We start from the raw sequence: 21342 nt of genomic DNA, 5'->3' as shown, positions 1-21342 counted from the left end.
GGAAAGGCCATGCCCCTGCCCTCACGGCAGGGGCATAGTTTCAAATTTGCAACAGCAAGGTGCGGGTCTTGTCGATGGCGATCCGGGCGCGTTCGAGGGCGCTGACGCCCTGTTCGAGCAACTGGCGGGTGGGGATTTCCAGACTGAGCGGCAGGTTCGCCGGCAGGGCACGCAGCAGGCCGGGCAGGTCGCAATCGCCGTCACCGGGGAAACGCCGCTCGTTACGCGCCTGGCGCAGGATCTCGTCCATGTCGTCCGGGCGCGGCCCGGCCACGTCGCACAGCTGGGCGTAATGGATGTGTGCCGGATCGAGCCGGGCCAGATCCTCCAGGCGCGAGGCGGAGCGGTCGAAATGGAAGGCATCGACCAGCACGCAGCCGTTGGCCCGTCCGGCATTCTCGACGATGCGCATGGCTTGGCTCAGATCACGGGCGTCGGTCCAGGGCATGAACTCCAGGTGCGGGTTGAGGCCGAAGCCGGCTGCCAGGTCGCACAGGGCGGCGAAGTTGTCGGTCTGCCGCGCCTCGTCGGGATCGTTGCCGGCCACCAGCAGCTCGCTGGCGCCCAGCTCGGCGCCGGCGGCGAGGATCGGTTCGAAGTCGGCGACGCGGGTCTCCGGCCTCAGGCGCAGGATCTCCACGTCGAGCACCCGGATGCCGGTATCGCGCAGGCGCGCCAAGGTCTGCCGGCGCAGCCCGGCGTCGGCCACCAGCGGGAAGTGGTGCTCCTCGGCAGTGGCCGGCACCAGGCGCAGGCCGACATGGCTGTAGCCGGCGCGGGCGGCCACCTCCACCATCTCGGGCGGGGACAGTTCGAGCACGGTCAGGGCGGCCAGGGAAAGAATGCGTTCGCTCATGGCGGGTCTCTTCAGGGGGCGGAAATCGTAGAGCGAGCAGGCGCGCCTGCCGGCCGCCCATGACGCCGACGGGGGCGACACGAAGCGGCCAGGTCAAGGCTGCACCCTCTTGCCGTCATGGGAGGAAAGCGGCCCGGGGAGCCGGAGTCCACCGACCAAGCGAAATCTAGAACCATATTCCACTTTATCGCAAGACGCGACGTACGAAGCCGTGCGCTCAGCGCACAGCCATGATTGACGATGGAAAGCAGGCGGCCCCGACTCGACAGTGCAATCGGATTGAGACAGACGGGACTCAGCAGGGACGGATCAGGAGAACAGCTCGGACGCCTGACTGGCGTCGGACAGCTCTTCGCTGGCCGCCAGCAGGCGCGGTGCCAGCTGGTGTATGCGCGCTTCGCCGAGGCGGGCACTGGGACCGGCGAGGCTGAGCACGCCGATGGCGTGGTGATTGCGCGGGTGACGAACGATGGCCGCCATGGCCGCGGTGCCGACGGCGGAACTCTCCACCACCCAGGCATAGCCGTGCTCCCGTGCCAGGCGCAGACGTTCGAGCAGCGCGGCCTCGCTGCGCGGCGCGCTGGGGCCCAGCTCGGCCGGATCGACCGGCGTCTGCCGGGCGACCCGGGCCAGGGCCTCCGCATCGCTCATGCTGGCCAGCCAGGCATGCCCGGAGGCGGTGGAGGACAGCGGCGCGTCGCGGCCCATGTCCGGGTCGTAGCGCAGCCCGCCGCGGGCGCCCTGGGACTTGGCGATCCAGGTCAGGCGCTCGCCGTCGATCACCCCCAGGCGCACCAGTTCACCGGTTTCCTCGGCCAGGCGGTCGAGGATCGGCTGGACCACGTCCGCGCCGCTGTTGGCCAGGTAGCGGAAGCCCAGCGCCACCAGCTTGGTGGACAGCTGGTAGCGGCTGGTCTGCGGGTCCTGGCGCACGTAGCCCAGGCGGATCAGGTCGGCGAGCATGCGGTGGGTGGCGCTCTTGGGGATGTGCAACTGGTCGGCCAGGCTCTGCAGGGAGATGCCGCCGGGATCGGCGGTCAGGCTTTCCAGAAGACTCAACGCGCGTTCGATTTGACTGCCAGCCATGTTCAGCATCCAGGCGGAAAATGCCGCGATTCTAAAAGAGCCGGTCGTCTGGCGGAAACCGCGTCTTGCTCCGCGCATCCTCATGGCGGCGCACGGAGCGCCGGGCACGCAGGATCTCCGGCGAGACTCAGCGCTTCTTCTTCGGCTTGCCGGCCGGCTTCTTCTTTTTCCCCTGCGGCAGCGGCAGGGCCTCGGCGAAGGCCTGGCGCACGTCGTTCAGGCGTTTCTCGTGCAGGTCGTGGATGCGCTTGCTGCGCTCGCTGCTGAAGTCGATCAGTTTGTCGTCGGAGCTCATGGCTGCGGATGCACCTGGCGGAAGGTCAGATTCAGGCGTGGCGCGCAGAACCTGCGCGTCTTCGCCACCCGATGCTGCCAATGATGCTGTGTCGCGCCGGCCATGACCAGCAGGGAGCCGTGCTCGAGCAGCAGCGAATGGGCGATGCGGCTCTGGCCGATCCGGCGCAGGTCGAAGCGCCGCGCGCCGCCCAGGCTGAGCGAAACGATCAGCGGATCGCGCCCCAGTTCGGCCTCGTCGTCGCTGTGCCAGCCCATGGAGTCCCGGCCATCACGGTAATGGTTGAGCAGCACGCCGTTCAGCGGCTGGCCGACGAGCGCCTCGACGGCTGCGCGGATCTCCGCCAGAAGCGGTGTCCAGGGCAGCGGCCGGTGGGTCAGCCCGGAGTAACGATAGGCGGCATCGCCATACCAGGCGACCTGGCGCGGCACCGGATAAAGGCGCCCGTACAAGCGCACCTGCGGCTGCTCCCAAGGCGTCTCCGCCAGCAGGAAAGCCAGCCAGCGGTCGGCGCTGGCGCCGTCCAGCCAATCGGGCAGGTAATGCAGTTCGGCATCGGGCAGGTCGAGGGGAACGGCGTCGAACAGCGGCATGGCACGGAGAGCGGCAAACGGGGAAGGCCCATGCTACACCGACCGGCACAGGCAAGCCGAGCAGCGAGGACTACGCTTTCTCCAGGGGGCTGTTGACGTCGATCTACCCAGGGCATTCCGTTACCATACCGGCCTTTTTACAGCGGAGACAGGCATGGTGCAGCAATATCAACCGGGGCAGCGCTGGATCAGCGACAGCGAGGCGGAACTCGGGCTCGGAACCATTCTCACCGCGGATGGCCGGCTGCTCACAGTGCTCTATCCGGCCACCGGCGAAACCCGCCAGTACGCCCAGCGCAATGCGCCCCTGACCCGCGTGCGCTTCGCCCCGGGTGACGAGATCACCCACTTCGACGGCTGGAAGATGACCGTCCGCGAGGTCGAGGACCACGACGGCCTGCTCATCTACCACGGCCTCGACGAACAGAATCAGGGCCGCAGCCTGCCGGAAACCCAGCTGTCCAACTTCATCCAGTTCCGTCTGGCCAGCGACCGCCTGTTCGCCGGGCAGATCGATCCGCTGTCCTGGTTCGGCCTGCGCTACCACACCCTGGAACACCGCAGCCGCCTGCTGCAGTCCTCGCTCTGGGGGCTGTCCGGCGCCCGCACCCAGCCGATCGCCCACCAGCTGCACATCGCCCGCGAGGTCGCCGACCGCGTCGCCCCGCGCGTGCTGCTGGCCGACGAGGTGGGCCTCGGCAAGACCATCGAGGCCGGCCTGGTCATCCATCGCCAGCTGCTCTCCGGCCGCGCCGGCCGGGTGCTGATCCTGGTTCCGGAGAACCTCCAGCACCAGTGGCTGGTGGAGATGCGCCGGCGCTTCAACCTGGAGGTGGCGCTGTACGACGCCGAGCGCTTCGCCGCCAGCGACGCCAGCAACCCCTTCGAGGACACCCAGCTGACGCTGGTCTCCCTGGAATGGCTGACCACCGCCGGGCACGCCCAGGACGCCGCCTTCGCCGCCGGCTGGGACCTTCTGGTGGTGGACGAGGCGCACCACCTGGTCTGGCACCCGGAGCAGCCGAGCGCCGAATACGCGCTGGTCGAACAGCTCGCCCAGGTCATTCCCGGCGTGCTGCTGCTCACCGCCACCCCCGAACAGCTCGGCCAGGAGAGCCACTTCGCCCGCCTGCGCCTGCTCGACCCCGACCGCTTCCACGACCTCGAGGCCTTCCGCGCCGAGAGCGCCAACTACCGTCCGGTGGCCGAGGCGGTGCAGGAGCTGCTCGACCAGGGCCGCCTCTCCGAGCAGGCCCACGCGGTCATCCACGGCTTCCTCGGCGCCGAGGGCGAGGCGCTGCTCGCCGCGGTCAGCGACGGCGACATCCAGGCCAGCGCGCGCCTGACCCGCGAGCTGCTCGACCGCCACGGCACCGGCCGCGTACTGTTCCGCAACACCCGCGCCGCAGTGCAGGGCTTCCCCGAGCGCCAGCTGCACCCCTACCCGCTGCCGAGCCCGGACGAGTATCTGGAGCTGCCGGTCGGCGAGCACGCCGACCTGTATCCGGAGGTGAGCTACCAGGCCCAGCAGGAGGATGGCGGCGACGAGAACCGCTGGTGGCGCCTCGACCCGCGGGTCGAGTGGTTGATCGACACCCTGAAGATGCTCAAGAAGGTCAAGGTGCTGGTGATCTGCGCCCATGCCGAGACCGCACTGGACCTGGAGGACGCCCTGCGGGTGCGCTCCGGCATTCCGGCCACGGTGTTCCACGAGGGCATGAGCATCCTCGAGCGCGACCGCGCGGCGGCCTACTTCGCCGACGAGGAGTTTGGCGCCCAGGTGCTGATCTGCTCGGAAATCGGCAGCGAGGGGCGCAACTTCCAGTTCGCCCACCATCTGGTGATGTTCGACCTGCCGGCCCACCCGGACCTGCTCGAACAGCGCATCGGCCGCCTTGATCGCATCGGCCAGAAGCACAGCATCCAGCTGCACGTGCCCTATCTGGAGAACAGCGCCCAGGAGCGGCTGTTCCAGTGGTACCACCAGGCGCTGAACGCCTTCCTCGCCACCTGCCCCACCGGCAACGCCCTGCACCACCAGTTCGGCCCGCACCTGCTGCCGCTGCTGGAAGGCGGCGACGATGGCGAGTGGCAGGACCTGCTGGATGCGGCCTGCGCCGAACGCGAACGTCTGGAAAGCGAGCTGCATGCCGGCCGCGACCGCCTGCTGGAACTCAACTCCCGCGGCGGCGGCGAGGGCGATGCACTGGTCGAGGCCATCGAGGAACAGGACGACCAGTACGCCCTGCCGATCTACATGGAAGAGCTGTTCAACGCCTTCGGCATCGACAGCGAGGACCATTCGGAGAACGCGCTGATCCTGCGTCCCAGCGAGAAGATGCTCGACGCCAGCTTCCCGCTGGGCAGCGACGAGGCGGCGACCGTCACCTACGACCGCAACCAGGCCCTGGCCCGCGAGGACATGCAGTTCCTCACCTGGGAACATCCCATGGTGCAGGGCGGCATGGACCTGGTGCTGGCCGGCTCGATGGGCAACACCGCGGTGGCGCTGATCAAGAACAAGGCGCTCAAGCCCGGCACCGTGCTGCTCGAACTGCTCTACGTCAGCGAGGTGGTGGCACCGCGCGCCCTGCAGCTCGGCCGCTTCCTGCCGCCGCTGGCACTGCGCTGCCTGCTCGACCCCAACGGCAACGACCTGGCGCCGAAGGTCGCCTTCGACACCCTCAACGACCAGCTGGAAAGCGTGCCGCGCGGCAGCGCCAACAAGTTCGTGCAGGCCCAGCGCGACGTGCTGGCCAGGCAGATCAACGCCGCCGAGGCCAAGATCGCGCCGCGCCATGCCGAACGCGTCACCGAGGCCCGGCAGCGCCTCAAAGCCAGCCTCGACGAGGAACTGGCCCGCCTGAGCGCGCTCCAGGCGGTCAACCCGAGCGTGCGCGACAGCGAACTGGAAGCCTTGCGCCAGCAGCGCGAGGACGGCCTGGCCATGCTCGACAAGGCCGCCCTGCGCCTGGAGGCGATCCGCGTGATGGTGGCCGGCTGAGGCCGCGCGCCCGCCATTGGCGTGCCCATGGTGGAAAACGCTGCGCGGTTTTCCACCCCACTCAGCTGCGTACGGGTGAAACCCGCCCTACGTCTTCACGAGAAAGCGCTTATCCCTCCAGCTGCCGCAACAGGACGAGGAAAGCTTCCTCGTCGAGCACCTTGACCCCCAGCTCGCCGGCCCTGGCCAGCTTCGAGCCGGCGCCGGGACCGGCGACCACGCAGGCGGTCTTCGCCGAAACCGAGCCTGCCACCTTGGCGCCGAGACTTTCCAGCTTCGCCTTGCCTTGCTCGCGGCTCATGGACTCCAGGGTGCCGGTCAGCACCCAGGTCTGTCCGGCCAGCGGCAGGCCCTCGGCGCAGCGGCGCTCACTCTCCCAGTGCATGCCGAACTCGCGCAGCTGCGCCTCGATGGCACAGGCGCGCTCGACATTGGTGGGAACGGCGAAGAACTCGCGCAGCGCCTGCCGGGCCTTCTCGCTCAGCCCCTTGGTCACGCTCAGGCTCAGCCAATCCTGGCTGAGCTCGATCACCGCCTCCAGGCTGCCGGCCGCCTCGGCGAGCTTCTTCGCCCCGGTGGCGGCGATGCCCGGGATGCCCAGCTTGTCGAGCAGGTCGCCCAGACTGGCGCAGGCGGCGAACTCCGCATGCAGCCCGCCCTCCTCCTGCAGCTCGAGGCCGCGCGCCAGCAGTTGCCCGATCACCGTGCGGTTGTGCTCGTCCTCGAAGAAGCTGTGGATCTCGTGGGCGACCTCCAGGCCGACGTCCGGCAGCCAGGTGAGGACCTCAGGCAAGGCCTTCTCGATACACGCCAGCGACCCGAGGGCGCGGGCCAGCCGCTTGGCGGTCTCCTCGCCGACGTCGGGAATGCCGAGGGCATAGACGAAGCGCGCCAGGCTCGGCTTGCGGCTGGCGGCGATGGCGGTCAGCAGATTGTTGCTGGAAACCTCGGCGAAGCCATCCAGCACCACCAGTTGCTCGAAGGTCAGGGTGTAGAGATCGGCCGGCGACTTCACCAGGCCGGTGTCCACCAGTTGCTCGACGATCCGCTCGCCGAGGCCGTCGATGTCCATGGCGCGCCGCGAGACGAAGTGGACGATCGCCTGCTTGAGCTGGGCCTGGCAGGCCAGCCGGCCGACGCAGCGGTAGATCGCTCCCTCGCTGAGCGCGGCCTTGCCCTTGCCGCGCCTGACCAGCTGGGTGCGCTCCACCGCCGAGCCGCACACCGGGCACCGCTGCGGCACCTCGACGGGACGGGCGTCGGCCGGGCGGCGCTCGGGCACCACCTGCACGATCTGCGGAATCACATCGCCGGCGCGGCGGAGGATCACCGAGTCGCTGATACTCACACCGAGACGCGCCACCTCGTCCATGTTGTGCAGGGTGGCGCTGGACACCGTGACGCCGCCCACCTGCACCGGCCTCAGGCGCGCCACCGGGGTGATGGCGCCGGTGCGGCCGACCTGGAAATCAACGCCGAGCAGTTCGGTGATTTCCTCCTGAGCCGGGAACTTGTAGGCGATGGCCCAGTGCGGGGTCCGGGCACGGAAGCCCAGCTCGCGCTGCCAGTCCAGGCGGTTGACCTTGAACACCACGCCGTCGATGTCATAGGCCAGGCTCTGGCGGCGCTCGCCAATGGCACGGTAATACTCCAGGCAACCCTGGACGCTCTCTGCCAGCTTCAGCTCGCGGCTGGTCGGCAAACCCCAGCGCTTCAGGGCCTCGAGAACTCCGGCATGGGTTTCCGGCAATCCACTCCCATCGACCCGGCCGACCCCATAGCAGCAGAACTCCAGCGGCCGGCTGGCGGTGATCCGCGGATCGAGCTGGCGCAGGCTGCCGGCGGCGGCGTTGCGCGGGTTGGCGAAGGACTTGGCGCCGCTCTCGACGGCGCGGGCGTTGAGCGCCTCGAAGCCGGCGAGGGGCATGTAGATCTCGCCGCGCACCTCGAGCAGCGCCGGCCAGCCCTTGCCGTGCAGGCGGAGCGGGACGTTGCGCACGGTGCGCACGTTGGCGGTAATGTCCTCGCCGGTGCTGCCGTCGCCACGGGTGGCGCCGCGTACCAGTTGGCCGTTCTCGTAGAGCAGGCTGACCGCCAGGCCGTCCAGCTTGGGCTCGCAGCTGTACTCGACCGTCTCGATGCCCCGGTCCAGGCTTTTGCGCACGCTGCGGTCGAAGTCGAGCAGATCCGCTTCCGCGAAGGCGTTGCCCAGGCTGAGCATGGGCAGCTCGTGGCGCACCTGGCCGAAAGCCGCCAGGGCCTCGCCGCCGACGCGCTGGGTCGGCGACTCGGGAGTGACCAGCTCGGGATGCTCGGCCTCCAGGGCCCTGAGTTCGTTGAACAGGCGGTCGTACTCGGCATCCGGCACGCTCGGCGCATCGAGCACGTAATAGCGGTAGTTGTGTTCGTCGATCTCGCTGCGCAGCCGGGCGATGCGTTCGGCGGCGGTCTGGGCGTCGGTCATGGCGATGGTTTCCGGAAAACGAAAAGAGCAGCCGTGGCTGCTCGAAGGGGTGCGCTGGGGATTGCCGGAGACGGCTTCAAGGCCGCCGGGGGATCGCTGCGCCTGGCAGCCGATCCTCCCGGGGCTGACGAAAGATCCGGGCTCAGCGCTTGTGGGTCAGTTGCCGGCGTTCGAATTCGACGATGCGCTGACGATAATGCTCGATGGTCTGGGCGGTCATCACGCTGCGCTGGTCGTCCCGCAGCTCGCCGCTCAGCTCCTGGGCCAGCTTGCGGGCGGCCGCCACCATCAGGTCGAAGGCCTGCTTCGGATGGCGCGGGCCGGGCAGGAGGAGGAAGAAGCTGACCGCCCGGGTGCTGAAGTGGTCGATGTCGTCGAGATCGAAGGTGCCGGGCTTGAGGGCGTTGGCCATGGAGAACAGCACCTCGCCGTTGCCGGCCAGGCTTTCGTGGCGATGGAAGATGTCCTTGTCGCCGAAGCGCAGGCCGCTTTCGAGGATGCTCTGCAGCAGCGCCGGCCCCTTGAAACCCGCCTCGTCCCGCGACACCACGATAATGACCAGGTACTCCTCGACCGGCAGCGACTCCCGCGACGCGCTGCGCTCGGGCTGCCCGGCCCTGCGCGGCTCGCTCTTCGGCTCCGCCCTGCGCGGCCTGGGCGCGGGCTCGGCCGCCGGACGGACCGGCTCGTCGAGCTCCAGCCCGAGGTCATCCGTCTCCAACTCCTCGTCGAGGTGCCGCCGGCTCAGCCCGCGGGCGCTCAGCGAGGGCAGGTTTTCCTCGTCCGGATCGAAGGAATTCCCTTGCGGAAAATCGATCGACCGCGCGGGCCCCAGCAGTTCGCTGCTTTCGCCGACCGCTTCGGGCGCTTGGGGCGCATCGGCAACATTGCGCTCGAGCTTGAACTTGAGCTTGCCCTTGCTGCCCCGCATGCGCCGCCATCCATCGAACAGGATGCCGCCGATGACGACGATGCCAATGAGGATCAGCCACTCACGCAGACCGATTTCCATGAAATCCACAACCCCTGAACTGATTTGACAAAAAGGACTTCCTATCCCGTACAAAAAAGGGCGTCCCACCCTTCCACAAACGTGGCGACTGCATGTTCTGCAGTGTTTTCCACGCGTACCGAAAATTGCCCATTAAGCTAGCATGCCCTATCCGTGGATTGTACCGCCGGCCGCCGCATTCCCGTGAGAGGGAAGATCCTGCAATACATTCGCCTCAGAGGCCCGCCAGCGCCACTGCCTCCTCCACGTCCACCGCCACCAGACGCGAACAGCCCGGCTCGTGCATGGTCACGCCCATCAACTGGTCGGCCATCTCCATGGCGATCTTGTTGTGGGTGATATAGATGAACTGCACCTTTTCCGACATTTCCTTGACCAGCCTGGCGTAGCGCCCGACGTTGGCATCGTCCAGCGGCGCGTCCACCTCGTCGAGCATGCAGAACGGCGCCGGGTTGAGCTGGAAGATGGCGAACACCAGCGCCAGCGCGGTCAGCGCCTTCTCGCCGCCGGAGAGCAGATGGATGGTGCTGTTCTTCTTGCCCGGCGGGCGCGCCATGATGGCTACCCCGGTATCGAGTAGATCCTCGCCGGTAAGTTCCAGATAGGCGTGGCCCCCGCCGAAAACTTTCGGGAACAGCGCCTGCAGGCCGGCATTGATCTGTTCGAAGGTGTCCTTGAAGCGGTTGCGGGTTTCCCGGTCGATCTTGCGGATGACGTTTTCCAGGGTTTCCAGGGCTTCCACCAGGTCGGCGTTCTGCGCATCCAGATACTGCTTGCGCTCGGACTGCTGGCGGTATTCGTCGATGGCCGCCAGGTTGATCGCGCCGAGGCGCTGGATGCGCGCCGCGACGCGCTCCAGCTCCGCCTCGCAGTCCGCCTCGCGGGCCTCGGCGGGGAGCGTGCCGAGCAGCTCGTGGAGGGCCTGGCCATCCTCCTGCAACTGCTCCTGCAGAGCCTTGCGCCGCACGCTGAGGGCCTGCCACTCGAGGCGCTGCTGCTCCAGCTGGCCGCGCAGCAGCTGGGCCTGCTGCTCGGCCTGGCCGCGGCGCTTCTCCACCTCGCGCAGCCCGCGCTCGGCGTCCTCCAGGGCCAGGCCGGCCTGGCGCAGCTCCTCCTCGACGGCCAGCCGTCGCTCGAGCAGCTCCTCGAGCTTCATGCGCAGCTCCTCCAGCGGCGCCGCGCCCTCCTCCAGATCCAGGCCGAGCTGCTCGCGACGCTCCCGGGCGCGCTCGAACTGCCGTTCGAGGCGCTCCAGGGACTGCCGGGTGGAATCGCCGCGGGCCTGCAGCGAGCCGAGCCGCACGGCCAGCTGGTGCGCCTGGTCCTTGTGCGAGCGGGCCTCCTGGCGCAGGCGCTCGAGGCCCTCGCGCAGGGCGTCGCGGCCGGCCAGCAGCTGCTCGCGGCGCTCGTTGTCCGCGGCCATGGCATCCAGCGCATCCTGCAGCTTCAGGCGGCACTCGCCCAGCTGCTCGATCTCCAGGGCGCGCTGCTCGCCCAGCTCGGCGAGTTCCTCGTCGAAGCGGCGACGGCGCAGCAGCAGCTGTTCGGCCCGCGCCTGCAGGGCCGACAGCCGGGCCTTCAGCTCGCCCTGCTGGCGGGCCTCCTTCTGCAGACGCCGGCGCAGCCCCTCACGGCTCTCCTCCTGCTGGCAGCGCGCCTCGTTCATGGCGAGCAGGCGCGCCTCCAGTTCGGCCAGGCGCGCCTCGAGTTCGTCGCGCCCGGCCTGCAGGCGCTCCAGCTCCTGGCCACGGGCGAGCAGCCCGGATTCGGCGTCGCTGGCCCGGCGCACGCGCAGGAAGTGGCGGCCGAGCCAGTAGCCGTCGCGGCTGATCAGACTTTCGCCCTCGCTCAGGGAGGGCCGCCGCTGCAGGGCCTCGGCGAGGTGCTCCACCGTCATCACCCGGCCCAGCCAGGGCGCCAGGTCGGCGCCGCCCTCGACCTTGTCGAGCAGGCTGCCGGCCAGACAGGTGGCGCCCGGCGCCGGGGCGAGCAGGTGCAGCTCGCCCTGGGCGAAGGCGTCCAGGTCAAGACCGGCGAAGTCCTCCACGAGCGGCGCCTGCAGATCGGCGCCGAGCACGGTTTCCACCGCCAGCTCCCAGCCGGGCGTCACCCGCAGCCCCTCGGCCAGCCGCGGACGATCCTCCAGGCGCTGCCCGCGCAGCCATTCGGCGACCCCCTGGCCGGGGTCCAGCGCCGCCTGCTGCAGGGCCTCCAGGGAGGCGATCCGTCCGTTCAGGCGCTGCAGCTCGCCCTGGACCTGCTGCTGTTCCTGGGTCGCCTGCTGCAGCTCGCCGCGCAGCCGCTCGAGGGTTTCGCCCAGGGCCGCCTCGGCGGCGCCCAGCTCTTCCTGGGTCAGCTCGCCGAGCGCCAGCTGCTCGGCCAGCTCGGCGATGCCGGCCTCCTGCGGGTCGTCCGCCAGCTGGGCGCGCTCGTCACCGAGGCGGCGCTCGCGCTCCAGCAGGCGCTCGAGGCTCTGCTCCAGCTGCTGGATGTGCGCCTGCTGCACCTCGGCGCTGCGCCGCGCTTCCGAGGAGTGCTGGTGGAAGCCGTCCCACTGCTCCTGCCAAGCCTGCATGGAGGACTCCGCCTCTTCCAGGCGGGCGGCACTCTCCTCGGCAGCAGCCGCGGCGACTTCCCGCTCGGGCTCGAGCATGGCCAGCTCCTCGTCGAGCTCGGCCAGCAGGCGGCGGTCCTGGTCGAGGTGGGCGGCGGTTTCCTGACGGTTCTTCTCCGCCTCCTGCAGATCGTTCTGCAACTGGCGCAGACGCTGCTGGCCGTGCTGGATGCTCTGCTCGACCCGGCCGATGTCGGCGCCCAGCGAATAGAAGCGGCCCTGCACCTGCTGGAAGCGCTCGGCGAGTCCGTGGTGCTCGTCGCGCAGGCGCTCGATGCCGGCGTCGGCATTGCGCTGCTCGGCGATCAGCGCCTCGAGGGCGACCTCCTGGTCGCCGATGACCTGCTCGCGCTGGCCGACCTGCTCGTTCAGCGCCCGCCAGCGCAGGGCGGCGAGCTGGGCCTTGAGGCGGCGCTCCTCGGCCTTGCATTCCTGGTACTTCTCGGCGGCCTGGGCCTGGCGCTGCAGGCGCTCGAGCTGGCGCTCCAGTTCCTCGCGCAGGTCGGAGAGGCGCGCCAGGTTCTCCTCGGTGCGGCGGATGCGGTTCTCGGTCTCGCGACGGCGCTCCTTGTACTTGGAGATGCCGGCGGCTTCCTCGATGAAGTTGCGCAGATCCTCGGGACGGGCCTCGATCAGCCGGGAAATCATGCCCTGCTCGATGATCGAGTAGCTGCGCGGCCCCAGGCCGGTGCCGAGGAAGATGTCGGTGATGTCGCGGCGGCGGCACTTCACCCCATTGAGGAAGTAGGCGCTCTGCCCGTCGCGGGTCACCCGTCGGCGAATGGAGATTTCCGCATAGCCGGCATATTCGCCGGTGAGGCTGCCGTCGCTGTTGTCGAAAATCAGCTCGATGGAAGCCTGGGTCACCGGCTTGCGGCTGTTCGAGCCGTTGAAGATGACGTCGGTCATCGACTCGCCGCGAAGGTTCTTCGCCGAGCTCTCGCCCATCACCCAGCGGACGGCATCGATGATGTTGGACTTGCCGCAGCCGTTGGGACCCACCACCGCCGCCATGTTGCTCGGGAAGCTTGCCGTGGTGGGGTCGACGAAGGACTTGAAACCGGCCAGCTTGATGCTCTTAAGGCGCATGGCAGGTCTCGGGCAGGCCGTGTCTGGCAGGGGGCGTGAAGAGGAAGCGGTCGGGAGCCGGCGGGATCATGGCTGGAGTTGGGGTTCGTCGGGTGCGTGCAGGGCGCGAAGTCTAGCACAGGGGCCTGCCCGGGCAGCGCCGACGTCGCGCGACCAAGGTCGCAGGAAGCACTATCCTGGTGCAGACAGAGCGGGCATGCGCCCCTTTCGCTCAACCTCCGGTCATGCTCATGAAGCGCACTACCTGCACCTGGGCGTCGGCCTCGAAGTGATGGCGCTCGGGCTTGAGCTGCAGGGCGTCGACCAGGGCCTGGCGCAGCCGTTCGGAGTCGCCGGGATGGGTGCGCATCAGGGTCTTCAGGTCGAGCGCACCCTCGTGGCCGAGACAGAGCACCAGCTTGCCCTCGGCGGTGACCCGCACGCGGTTGCAGGCGCCACAGAAGTTGTGGCTGTGCGGCGAGATGAAGCCGACCTGAGTCTGGCTGCCGACCACCTGCCAGTAGCGCGAGGGGCCGCCGCTGACGTGGCTGCTGCGCACCAGGGTGAAGCGTTCCTCGATGCGCCGGCGCACCTCGTCGCTGGAGCAGAGGGTCTCGCTGCGCCTGTGGCTGGAGATGCCGCCGAGCGGCATCTCCTCGATGAAGCTGATGTCCAGGCCGCGCGCCACGGCGAACTCGACCAGCTCGAGCACCTCGTCGTCGTTGCGGCCCTTCTGTATCACACTGTTCAGCTTGAGCCGCGCGAAGCCCGCGGCACGGGCCGCCTCGATGCCGGCAAGGACCTGGTCGAGCTTGTCGCGGCGGGTGAAGGCGGCGAAGCGCTCGGGGCGCAGCGAGTCGAGGCTGATGTTGAGGCGCCGGACCCCGGCCGCGCGCAGGTCGCCGGCCATGAACGGCAGCTGCGAGCCGTTGGTGGTCATGGCCAGGTCTTCCAGCTCCGGGCGCGCGCCCAGGCGCTCCAGCAGGCCGAGCAGGCCCCTGCGCACCAGCGGCTCGCCGCCGGTGATGCGGATGCGCCTGACGCCGAGGCCGATGAAGGCGTCCGCCACGTCGTAGAGCTCCTCCAGGCTGAGGATCTGCTCGCGCGGGGCGAACACCATGTTCTCGCTCATGCAGTAGGTGCAGCGGAAATCGCAGCGATCGGTCACCGACAGGCGCAGGTAGGTGATGCGGCGTCCGAAGGGATCGACCAGTTCGGCATTGGACATGGCGTAGTTCACTCTCACCGGCCTGTATTGCACCGCTCCGCGGGACCAGGCCGGATCGCTCGCATCCTCGAGCCGGTTATGATCGGGGCCGGCGATGTCAGCCATCATTGACCCTTTGCACAATGAAAGCAGGATGTGCGCCAACCGGCCAGTCCGGCGGACAGGCGCAGCGAACGAGGTGGCACATGGACAAGAACAGCTGGCGCGAGCGCCTCTACATCATCGTCTTCTTCAGCGACACGCCGGCCGGCCGGCAGTTCGATATCGCGCTGCTGCTGGCCATCTTCGCCAGCCTGGTGGTGGTGATGCTCGACAGCGTGCAGAGCTACGACCACTACGGCGAACTGTTCTACGCCCTGGAATGGAGCTTCACGATGCTCTTCGCCGCCGAATACCTCCTGCGCATCGCCATCCACCCCAGGCCGTCACGCTACATCTTCAGCTTCTACGGCGCCGTCGACCTGCTGGCCGTGCTGCCGGCCGTCCTCGCCCTGCTGTTTCCCGAGGCGCAGTACCTGCTGATTATCCGGGTCATGCGCATGCTGCGGGTGTTCCGCGTGCTGAAGCTCTTGCCCTATCTGAGCCAGGCGAACTTCCTGCTCGTCGCGCTGCGCGGCAGCCGGCAGAAGATCATCGTCTTCCTGTTCAGCGTGACCACCCTGGTGATCGTCTTCGGCACCCTGATGTATGTGATCGAAGGACCGGAGCATGGCTTCACCAGCATTCCCGCCAGCATCTACTGGGCGGTGGTGACCATGACCACGGTCGGCTACGGCGACATTACGCCGAAGACCCCGCTGGGCCAGGCCATGGCCACCCTGGTGATGATCACCGGCTACTCGGTGATCGCCGTGCCCACCGGGATCTTCACCGCCGAACTGGCCAGCGCGATGCAGCCGGAGCGGCTGCACCAGACTTGCCCGACCTGCGAAAAGGGCGTCCACGAGCCCGATGCCGCCTATTGCAGCCGTTGCGGCAATGCCTTGTTTCCCCACCGCCCGGAATCCGTACCGGAGGCCAGCGAGGAGGAGCTGCACGGCTGACGCCCGGCCGCTCAGCGCGCCGGATGGCGGCTGCGCAGCCCCGGCGGCACGCTCGGCCCCTCGACCGTCTCCCAGGGTCCGTTCGGCCGCCCGGAGCTGTACCAGCCGTCGTTCCAGCGGTAGTACAGGCGCTCCCGGTAGTACAGCGGCCGGCCCTTCACCACGTAGACCCCCAGGCTGTTGTCCCAGTAGGCGTCGACATCCGGCGGCGGCGCGTAGCGCGGATGGTTGCCGCCCCGGCTCTGCTGCGGACTGGCAGCCTTGGGGGAGGAAGGCAGGGCCTTGATCGTCTGGCTCGGCTGCCTCGGAACCTGCGCCGGCGGCCGCTGCACGGGAGGACGCTGGGTCGGCGCCGGACGCGGCTCGGGTGGATGGTCGTAATCCTGATGGGCACAGGCGACCAGCAGCAGGGTCAGGCCGAGCATGCCGAACGGACGCAGGTGGCGCGGCAGCCCGGCGGACCTCGCCGGGAACGGGGAACGGATCTTCATCAGTCCTCTCCGGGGACGCGCCCTGAGGGCGCGTCGGCTCGATCGATGGTCAGGGCGTATTCGCCCGATGCCTTGGCGTTCACCGCATCGAGCTGGCCGACCCAGTCGCCCGCGGTGGGATTTCCGGCCCGCGAGACCCGGGCGACCAGCTGCACCTCGGCGAAGTTCGACAACCTGAGCTGCGGCATCATCGCATCGGCGTCGCTCAGGGCGACCTGCGCCGGCAGGTCGGCCACACGCAGGCGCTCGACCGCCAGCGGCATCGGCGGACCGGAAACGGCACGGGCGAAGACGAATACGCTGTCGTCCGGCTGCACCTTGCCGGCCAGCTCCGGCGCCAGGGCGACGCTGACCTTCAGCTCGACCTGACTGGCCGTCGCTGGCGCGCTTTCCGGCATGCCGGCCTGCTCGCGGGCGCGGGCGATGCCGCCGACGATGGCCGCCCGCGACGGATCGCCCTCGGGCAGGATCGCCACCAGGCGCTCCCAGTAGCCGGCGGCATCGGCGAAGCGGCGCTCCTCGAAGGCGGCGATGCCCAGCAGGCCGAGGCTGGTGACTTCGGCCGGGTCAGCGGCCAGCGCCTCATCGGTCAATGCCTGCATCTGCGGATTCCAGCGCTTGCCTTCGGCGAAATACAGCGCCTGGGCCCACTGACCGAGGATCTCCGGCGGCCGCTGGGCCAGCCGGGCGGCCTGCTCGAAAGCCCGCACGGCATCGACCGGACGCTCCTGGGCCATGTAGGTGCGGCCGAGGAAATACCAGCCCTCGGCGGAGTCCGGCTGGACCTTGACTGCCTCCTCCAGACGGGCAGTCATCTCCTCGAGGGTCTTCGGCTGTTCGTCGAACTGGCGGGCCAGATCGAGCTTGTCGCTGGCGCCCCAGTGCAGGTACAGGCCGTAGCCGAGCAGCGGCACCAGCAGCGCCACCGCCATCGGCACGGCCTTGCCCAGCGAGGCGCGACGCTGTCCCTCGCCGTCCGCCGTATCGGCCAGCAGCTCGCGGGCCGCCTCGGCGCGGCCGTCCTCCAGTTGCCCGGCATCCAGGGTGCCGGCCGCGCGCTGCGCCTCCAGCTCGGCCAGACGCTCCTCATAGAGCGCCACGTTGAGCGCGGTGCGGTCCTCCTCAGCCTGGACGCGGCGGCCGCGCACCACGGGAAGCAGCAGAAAGGCCAGGGCCAGCAGCAGCAGCAGGCCGGCGGCGATCCAGAAGTCGATCATGGGTCTTTTTTGTCCAGCAGGGTGGCAAGGCGCTCGCGCTCGGCCGGGGAAAGGGTGTTCGACGCGGAAGTGGCGACACTGCGCCGACGCCGGACGAGAATCATCGCCAGCACGCCGAAACCGATCGCCAGCAGGCCCGCCGGGCCGTACCAGAGCAGCATCGTCCGGGCGTCGAGCGGCGGCTTGTAGCGGACGAAGTCGCCGTAGCGGGCCACCAGGTAGTCGACGATCTGCTCGTCGCTCTGCCCTTCGCCGAGCATCCGGTAGATCTCCCGGCGCAGGTCCATGGCGATGGGCGCGTCGGAGTCGGCGATGTTCTGGTTCTGGCACTTCGGACAGCGCAGCTCCTCGATCAGGCCGCGGTAGCGCTCGCGCTCGGCGTCGCTCTTGAATTCGTAGGTGTCGATGGCGGCATGGGCAGTCATGCTCAGCGCCAGGCCGAGCAGTGCAGCGCGGATCAAGGCTCTCATTCGTCCAGCAGCTCCTGGTAGCGCGCGGCAAGCTGCTCGCGCCAGACCCGCTCGTCGATCACCCCGACGAACTTATGGCGGATGATGCCGTGCCTGTCGATGAGGAAGGTTTCCGGCGCGCCGTAGACGCCCAGGTCCAGGCCGAGGCTGCCCTGCTCGTCGCGGATGTTCAACTGGTAGGGGTTGTGGAACTCCTTCAGCCATTTCAGCGCGCTGGCGTTGTCGTCCTTGTAGTTGACGCCGACGATGTTCACGCCGCGCCGGGCCAGTTCGTTGAGCACCGGATGCTCGACCTTGCACGACACGCACCAGGTCGCCCAGACGTTGACCAGCGCCGGCCGGCCCTGGAGATCGGCGACGCCGAGGGTGCGCTCCGGCTGCTCCACGGCGGGCAGGGAGAACGCCGGGAACGGCTTGCCGATCAACGCCGAGGGCAGCTCGGCGGGATCGAGGAACAGGCCGCGATAGAGGAAGGCCGCGATGCCCAGGAAGAGCACCAGCGGCAACAGGAATATCGCTCGTTTCACCTTCAGGCTCCTTGTCCGGCCAGGCCCAGGGCCTCGCGCACGCGGGTCTTGACCTTGACCCGATAACGCCGGTCGCAGGCCGCCAGCGCTGCGCCGAAGGCCATCATCAGGCCCCCCAGCCAGATCCAGCGGACGAACGGCTTGATATGCAGGCGGACCGCCCAGGCGCCGTTTTCCAGCGGCTCGCCGAGGGCGACGTAGAGATCGCGGGTGAAACCGGCGTCGATGCCGGCCTCGGTCATCGGCATCCGCTGCACGGTGTAGAGACGCTTCTCCGGGTGCAGCACGGCCACCTCGTCATCGCCGTCGAAGACGCGGACGCTGGCCCGGTCGGCGACGAAGTTGGGACCCTCGTGATGCCGGGTGCCCTCGAAGACGAAGCGGTAGCCGCCCAGCTCCACCGCATCGCCCGGCGCCATGCGCAGGTCGCGCTCGGCGCTTTCCTGGCTGCTCAGGACGATGCCCAGGGCGCAGACGGCGATCCCCACGTGGGACAGCTGCATGCCCCAGTAGCTCGGCGAGAGGCTGCGCAGGCCCTTGAGCAGGCCCTTGTGGCGGGTCTTGTCGAACAGGTCGCGGCCCCCGGCGAGGACCACCCAGGCGGCCAGGAAAGCAGTCGCCAGCACCGCCCAGGCGAAATCGCCGAGGGCGAAGGCGGCCAGCAGGGCCAGCGCCACGCTGGCCAGCAGCACCGGCGCGAGCATGCCGGCCAGCCATTGCAGCGGCGTGTCCTTCCAGCGCGCCAGCACGCCCACCGCGAGGCTCAGCATCAGGAGGCCCATCAGCGGCAGGAACAGCGCGTTGAAGTACGGCGGGCCGACCGACAGCTTGGCGCCGGACAGCGCATCCAAGAGCAGCGGATAGAGGGTGCCGAGGAGGATGGTCGAGGTCGCCACCACCAGCAGCAGGTTGTTCACCAAGAACAGGGTCTCCCGCGACCAGAGGGCAAAGCCGACCTGGCTCTTGACCACCGGCGCACGGAGGGCGAACAGGGTCAGCGAGCTGCCGACCACCAGCAGCAGGAAGCCGAGGATGAATACCCCGCGCTCCGGGTCGTTGGCGAAGGCATGCACCGAGGTCAGCACGCCGGAGCGCACCAGGAAGGTGCCGAGCAGGCTCAGCGAGAAGGCGGCGATGGCCAGGAGCACCGTCCAGCTCTTGAACACCCCGCGCTTCTCCGTCACCGCCAGCGAGTGGAGCAGCGCGGTGCCGACCAGCCAGGGCATGAAGGAGGCGTTCTCCACCGGGTCCCAGAACCACCAGCCGCCCCAGCCCAGCTCGTAGTAGGCCCACCAGGAGCCGAGCACGATGCCGATGCCGAGGAAGGCCCAGGCAACCAGCGTCCAGGGCCGCGACCAGCGTGCCCAGGCGGCGTCCAGGCGGCCGCCGAGCAGCGCGGCGATGGCGAAAGCGAAGGCCACCGAGAAGCCGACATAGCCCATGTAGAGCATCGGCGGATGGACGATCAGACCGAAGTCCTGGAGCAGCGGGTTGAGATCGCGTCCATTCGCCGGCGACTGCGGCAAGAGGCGCGCGAAGGGGTTGGAGGTGACGATCAGGAACAGCAGGAAGCCGACGCTGATCAGCCCCATCACGCCCAGCACGCGGGCCAGCATCTCCTCCGGCAGCTGCCGGGAGAAGATCGACACGGCGAAGGTCCAGGCGGACAGGATCAGCGCCCAGAGCAGCAGCGAGCCCTCGTGGGCGCCCCACACGGCGCTGAACTTGTAATACCAGGGCAAGGCGCTGTTGGAGTTGCCAGCCACGTAGGCGACCGAGAAGTCGTCGACCAGGAAGGCCTGGGTCAGGCAGAGGAAGGCGAACAGCAGGAAGGCGAACTGGCCCCAGGCGGCCGGCACGGCCAGGTTCATCCACAGACGGTCGCCGCGCCAGGCGCCGATCAACGGCAGAGTGCCCTGCACCAGCGCGAGGCACAGGGCGAGGATCATCCCCAGGTGGCCGAGTTCGGGAATCATTGCGCGCCCCCCGGCTTGCCGCCCTCGTAGTGCTTGAGCATGCCGCTCTTCTCCAGCGCCTGGCTGACTTCCGGCGGCATGTAGTTCTCGTCGTGCTTGGCCAGCACCTCGTCGGCCTGCAGTGCGCCGTCGCCATCGACCCGCCCCAGCGCAACGATGCCCTGCCCCTCGCGGAACAGGTCCGGCAGGATGCCCTGGTAGCGGACGGTCACCGTCTCGGCGCCGTCGGTGACCCGGAAGGACACCGCCAGCGAGTCCGCATCGCGCTGCACCGAGCCCTGCTCCACCAGGCCGCCGGCACGGATCCGCATACCCTGCGGCGCCTCGCCTGCGGCGATCTGGCTGGGGGTGTAGAACAGGTTGATGTTCTGCTGCAGGGCGGACAGGGCCAGCGCCACGGCGATGCCCACGCCGGCGAGGATCGCCAGCACGATGAACAGCCGTTTCTTGCGCACAGGGTTCACTTCGACTCCTCCCGGCGCAGGCGACGCGCCTCTTCTTGCAGATAGCGCCGGCGCGCCAGCAGCGGCCCGGCGACATTGATGACCAGCACCGCCAAGCTGATGCCATAGGCCGACCACACATAGAGGCCATGGTTGCCCATGGCGACGAATTCGGCGAACGAGGAAAAACTCATGCTGCCCCCACGAGAGCCTTGATCTCGGATTTGGCCCAGCTGCTGCGCGCCTCGCGCCTGAGCACCTCGAGGCGCATGCGCAGCAGCAGCACGGCGGCGAAGAAGCAGTAGATGCCAAGCACCATGACCAGCATCGGCAGCCACATCTCCATGGGCATCGCCGGCTTCTCGGTCAGGGTGAAGGTGGCCGGCTGGTGCAGCGAGTTCCACCATTCGACCGAGTACTTGATGATCGGGATGTTGACCACCCCGACGATCGCCAGCACCGCGCAGGCCTTGGCGGCGCTGTCGCGGTTGGCGATCGCCTGGCCGAGGGCGATGATGCCGAAATAGAGGAACAGCAGGATCAGCATTGAGGTCAGCCGGGCATCCCAGATCCACCAGGTGCCCCAGGTCGGCTTGCCCCAGATGGCGCCGGTGACCAGGGCGATGAAGGTCATCCAGGCGCCGATGGGTGCCGCGCACTGCAGGGCGATGTCGGCCAGCTTCATGCGCCAGACCAGCCCGACCAGCCCGGCCACCGCCAGCAGCACATAGCAGGACTGGGCGAGGAAGGCCACCGGCACATGGATGTAGATGATGCGGAAGCTGTTGCCCTGCTGGTAGTCCGGCGGCGCGAAGGCCAGTCCCCAGACCAGGCCGACGCCGAGCAGCAGCGCGGCGGCCACGGCGAACCAGGGCAACCAGCGGCCGCTGATTTCATAGAACCACTTGGGCGAACCCAGCTTGTGAAACCATGTCCAATTCATCGAGACCACTCA

18 protein-coding genes are annotated in these 21342 nt (G+C 68.8%); 2 read left to right on the top strand and 16 right to left on the bottom strand.

Annotation, left to right across the window (positions count from 1 at the left end):
• Positions 1-40 precede the first annotated feature (40 nt).
• The 4 genes from EV691_RS07485 to EV691_RS07475 all read right to left on the bottom strand — a co-directional run bounded on the left by EV691_RS07485 (position 41) and on the right by EV691_RS07475 (position 2830).
• A complete protein-coding gene (locus EV691_RS07485) occupies positions 41-856 on the bottom strand; it encodes a sugar phosphate isomerase/epimerase family protein (protein WP_131301896.1) in 816 nt (271 codons plus the stop codon).
• 309 nt (positions 857-1165) lie between these two features.
• Positions 1166-1942, bottom strand: coding sequence for an IclR family transcriptional regulator (locus EV691_RS07480; RefSeq protein ID WP_131301899.1), 777 nt, complete (start codon positions 1940-1942; stop codon positions 1166-1168).
• Between the two features lie 127 nt (positions 1943-2069).
• Complete coding sequence (locus EV691_RS23290) at positions 2070-2237, bottom strand: hypothetical protein (protein WP_165494371.1); 168 nt, start codon at positions 2235-2237, stop codon at positions 2070-2072.
• Positions 2234-2830 carry an alpha-ketoglutarate-dependent dioxygenase AlkB family protein gene (locus tag EV691_RS07475; protein WP_131301902.1) on the bottom strand — a complete coding sequence of 199 codons (597 nt, stop codon included), beginning with the start codon at positions 2828-2830 and terminating at the stop codon, positions 2234-2236. Before EV691_RS07475 ends, EV691_RS23290 begins: the two co-directional genes overlap by 4 nt.
• A gap of 154 nt (positions 2831-2984) precedes the next feature.
• Between EV691_RS07475 and rapA the strand changes: the two genes are divergently transcribed.
• Positions 2985-5834: an RNA polymerase-associated protein RapA gene (gene rapA / locus EV691_RS07470; RefSeq protein WP_131301905.1), complete on the top strand. Its 2850-nt coding sequence runs from the start codon at positions 2985-2987 to the stop codon at positions 5832-5834.
• 109 nt (positions 5835-5943) lie between these two features.
• Here the strand turns inward: rapA and ligA are convergent, their stop codons facing one another.
• The 4 genes from ligA to moaA all read right to left on the bottom strand — a co-directional run bounded on the left by ligA (position 5944) and on the right by moaA (position 14220).
• Positions 5944-8298, bottom strand: coding sequence for an NAD-dependent DNA ligase LigA (gene ligA / locus EV691_RS07465; protein ID WP_131301908.1), 2355 nt, complete (start codon positions 8296-8298; stop codon positions 5944-5946).
• Between the two features lie 142 nt (positions 8299-8440).
• Positions 8441-9310, bottom strand: coding sequence for a cell division protein ZipA (gene zipA, locus EV691_RS07460; protein WP_131301911.1), 870 nt, complete (start codon positions 9308-9310; stop codon positions 8441-8443).
• A gap of 214 nt (positions 9311-9524) precedes the next feature.
• A complete protein-coding gene (gene smc, locus EV691_RS07450) occupies positions 9525-13013 on the bottom strand; it encodes a chromosome segregation protein SMC (RefSeq protein ID WP_131301914.1) in 3489 nt (1162 codons plus the stop codon).
• A gap of 211 nt (positions 13014-13224) precedes the next feature.
• Complete coding sequence (gene moaA, locus EV691_RS07445) at positions 13225-14220, bottom strand: GTP 3',8-cyclase MoaA (RefSeq protein ID WP_131301917.1); 996 nt, start codon at positions 14218-14220, stop codon at positions 13225-13227.
• 185 nt (positions 14221-14405) lie between these two features.
• On the opposite strand from moaA, the gene EV691_RS07440 reads away from it, so the two are divergent.
• Positions 14406-15263 (top strand): ion transporter, encoded by an 858-nt coding sequence (locus EV691_RS07440; RefSeq protein WP_131301920.1) that lies wholly within the window; start codon positions 14406-14408, stop codon positions 15261-15263.
• A gap of 11 nt (positions 15264-15274) precedes the next feature.
• Here EV691_RS07440 and EV691_RS07435 read toward each other — a convergent pair whose 3' ends face one another.
• Genes EV691_RS07435 through EV691_RS07400 form a run of 8 tightly spaced genes read right to left on the bottom strand, consistent with a single transcriptional unit; the run spans position 15275 to position 21330 of the window.
• The gene (locus tag EV691_RS07435; RefSeq protein ID WP_131301923.1) at positions 15275-15754 is read right to left on the bottom strand and encodes a hypothetical protein; all 480 of its coding nucleotides are present in this window, start codon (positions 15752-15754) and stop codon (positions 15275-15277) included.
• Positions 15754-16971 (bottom strand): c-type cytochrome biogenesis protein CcmI, encoded by a 1218-nt coding sequence (ccmI, locus tag EV691_RS07430; protein ID WP_131301925.1) that lies wholly within the window; start codon positions 16969-16971, stop codon positions 15754-15756. Before ccmI ends, EV691_RS07435 begins: the two co-directional genes overlap by 1 nt.
• Entirely contained in the window at positions 16968-17441 is a 474-nt protein-coding gene (locus EV691_RS07425) for a cytochrome c-type biogenesis protein (RefSeq protein ID WP_131301928.1), read from the bottom strand. Before EV691_RS07425 ends, ccmI begins: the two co-directional genes overlap by 4 nt.
• Positions 17438-17968: a DsbE family thiol:disulfide interchange protein gene (locus EV691_RS07420; protein WP_131301931.1), complete on the bottom strand. Its 531-nt coding sequence runs from the start codon at positions 17966-17968 to the stop codon at positions 17438-17440. Before EV691_RS07420 ends, EV691_RS07425 begins: the two co-directional genes overlap by 4 nt.
• Before the next feature lie 2 nt (positions 17969-17970).
• A complete protein-coding gene (locus EV691_RS07415; RefSeq protein WP_131301933.1) occupies positions 17971-19944 on the bottom strand; it encodes a heme lyase CcmF/NrfE family subunit in 1974 nt (657 codons plus the stop codon).
• Positions 19941-20408 carry a cytochrome c maturation protein CcmE gene (ccmE, locus tag EV691_RS07410; RefSeq protein WP_131301936.1) on the bottom strand — a complete coding sequence of 156 codons (468 nt, stop codon included), beginning with the start codon at positions 20406-20408 and terminating at the stop codon, positions 19941-19943. The genes EV691_RS07415 and ccmE overlap by 4 nt, the downstream gene beginning before the upstream one ends.
• A complete protein-coding gene (gene ccmD, locus EV691_RS07405; RefSeq protein WP_039804899.1) occupies positions 20405-20581 on the bottom strand; it encodes a heme exporter protein CcmD in 177 nt (58 codons plus the stop codon). The genes ccmE and ccmD overlap by 4 nt, the downstream gene beginning before the upstream one ends.
• A complete protein-coding gene (locus EV691_RS07400) occupies positions 20578-21330 on the bottom strand; it encodes a heme ABC transporter permease (RefSeq protein ID WP_131301938.1) in 753 nt (250 codons plus the stop codon). The genes ccmD and EV691_RS07400 overlap by 4 nt, the downstream gene beginning before the upstream one ends.
• Positions 21331-21342 lie beyond the last annotated feature (12 nt).

Source organism: Azotobacter chroococcum, from assembly GCF_004339665.1.
Lineage (GTDB): Bacteria > Pseudomonadota > Gammaproteobacteria > Pseudomonadales > Pseudomonadaceae > Azotobacter > Azotobacter chroococcum.
Note: the sequence above shows the minus strand (reverse complement) of the source record. Positions and strands in the feature narration are given on the sequence as shown.

Coding starts and splice junctions, on each gene's coding strand:
- ccmI (WP_131301925.1), bottom strand. CDS start 16,971: ATGATCGACTTCTGGATCGCCGCCGGCCTGCTGCTGCTGCTGGCCCTG.
- EV691_RS23290 (WP_165494371.1), bottom strand. CDS start 2,237: ATGAGCTCCGACGACAAACTGATCGACTTCAGCAGCGAGCGCAGCAAG.
- ccmD (WP_039804899.1), bottom strand. CDS start 20,581: ATGAGTTTTTCCTCGTTCGCCGAATTCGTCGCCATGGGCAACCATGGC.
- rapA (WP_131301905.1), top strand. CDS start 2,985: ATGGTGCAGCAATATCAACCGGGGCAGCGCTGGATCAGCGACAGCGAG.
- EV691_RS07440 (WP_131301920.1), top strand. CDS start 14,406: ATGGACAAGAACAGCTGGCGCGAGCGCCTCTACATCATCGTCTTCTTC.
- EV691_RS07400 (WP_131301938.1), bottom strand. CDS start 21,330: ATGAATTGGACATGGTTTCACAAGCTGGGTTCGCCCAAGTGGTTCTAT.
- EV691_RS07485 (WP_131301896.1), bottom strand. CDS start 856: ATGAGCGAACGCATTCTTTCCCTGGCCGCCCTGACCGTGCTCGAACTG.
- zipA (WP_131301911.1), bottom strand. CDS start 9,310: ATGGAAATCGGTCTGCGTGAGTGGCTGATCCTCATTGGCATCGTCGTC.
- moaA (WP_131301917.1), bottom strand. CDS start 14,220: ATGTCCAATGCCGAACTGGTCGATCCCTTCGGACGCCGCATCACCTAC.
- EV691_RS07475 (WP_131301902.1), bottom strand. CDS start 2,830: ATGCCGCTGTTCGACGCCGTTCCCCTCGACCTGCCCGATGCCGAACTG.
- smc (WP_131301914.1), bottom strand. CDS start 13,013: ATGCGCCTTAAGAGCATCAAGCTGGCCGGTTTCAAGTCCTTCGTCGAC.
- EV691_RS07435 (WP_131301923.1), bottom strand. CDS start 15,754: ATGAAGATCCGTTCCCCGTTCCCGGCGAGGTCCGCCGGGCTGCCGCGC.
- EV691_RS07415 (WP_131301933.1), bottom strand. CDS start 19,944: ATGATTCCCGAACTCGGCCACCTGGGGATGATCCTCGCCCTGTGCCTC.
- ligA (WP_131301908.1), bottom strand. CDS start 8,298: ATGACCGACGCCCAGACCGCCGCCGAACGCATCGCCCGGCTGCGCAGC.
- EV691_RS07480 (WP_131301899.1), bottom strand. CDS start 1,942: ATGGCTGGCAGTCAAATCGAACGCGCGTTGAGTCTTCTGGAAAGCCTG.
- EV691_RS07425 (WP_131301928.1), bottom strand. CDS start 17,441: ATGAGAGCCTTGATCCGCGCTGCACTGCTCGGCCTGGCGCTGAGCATG.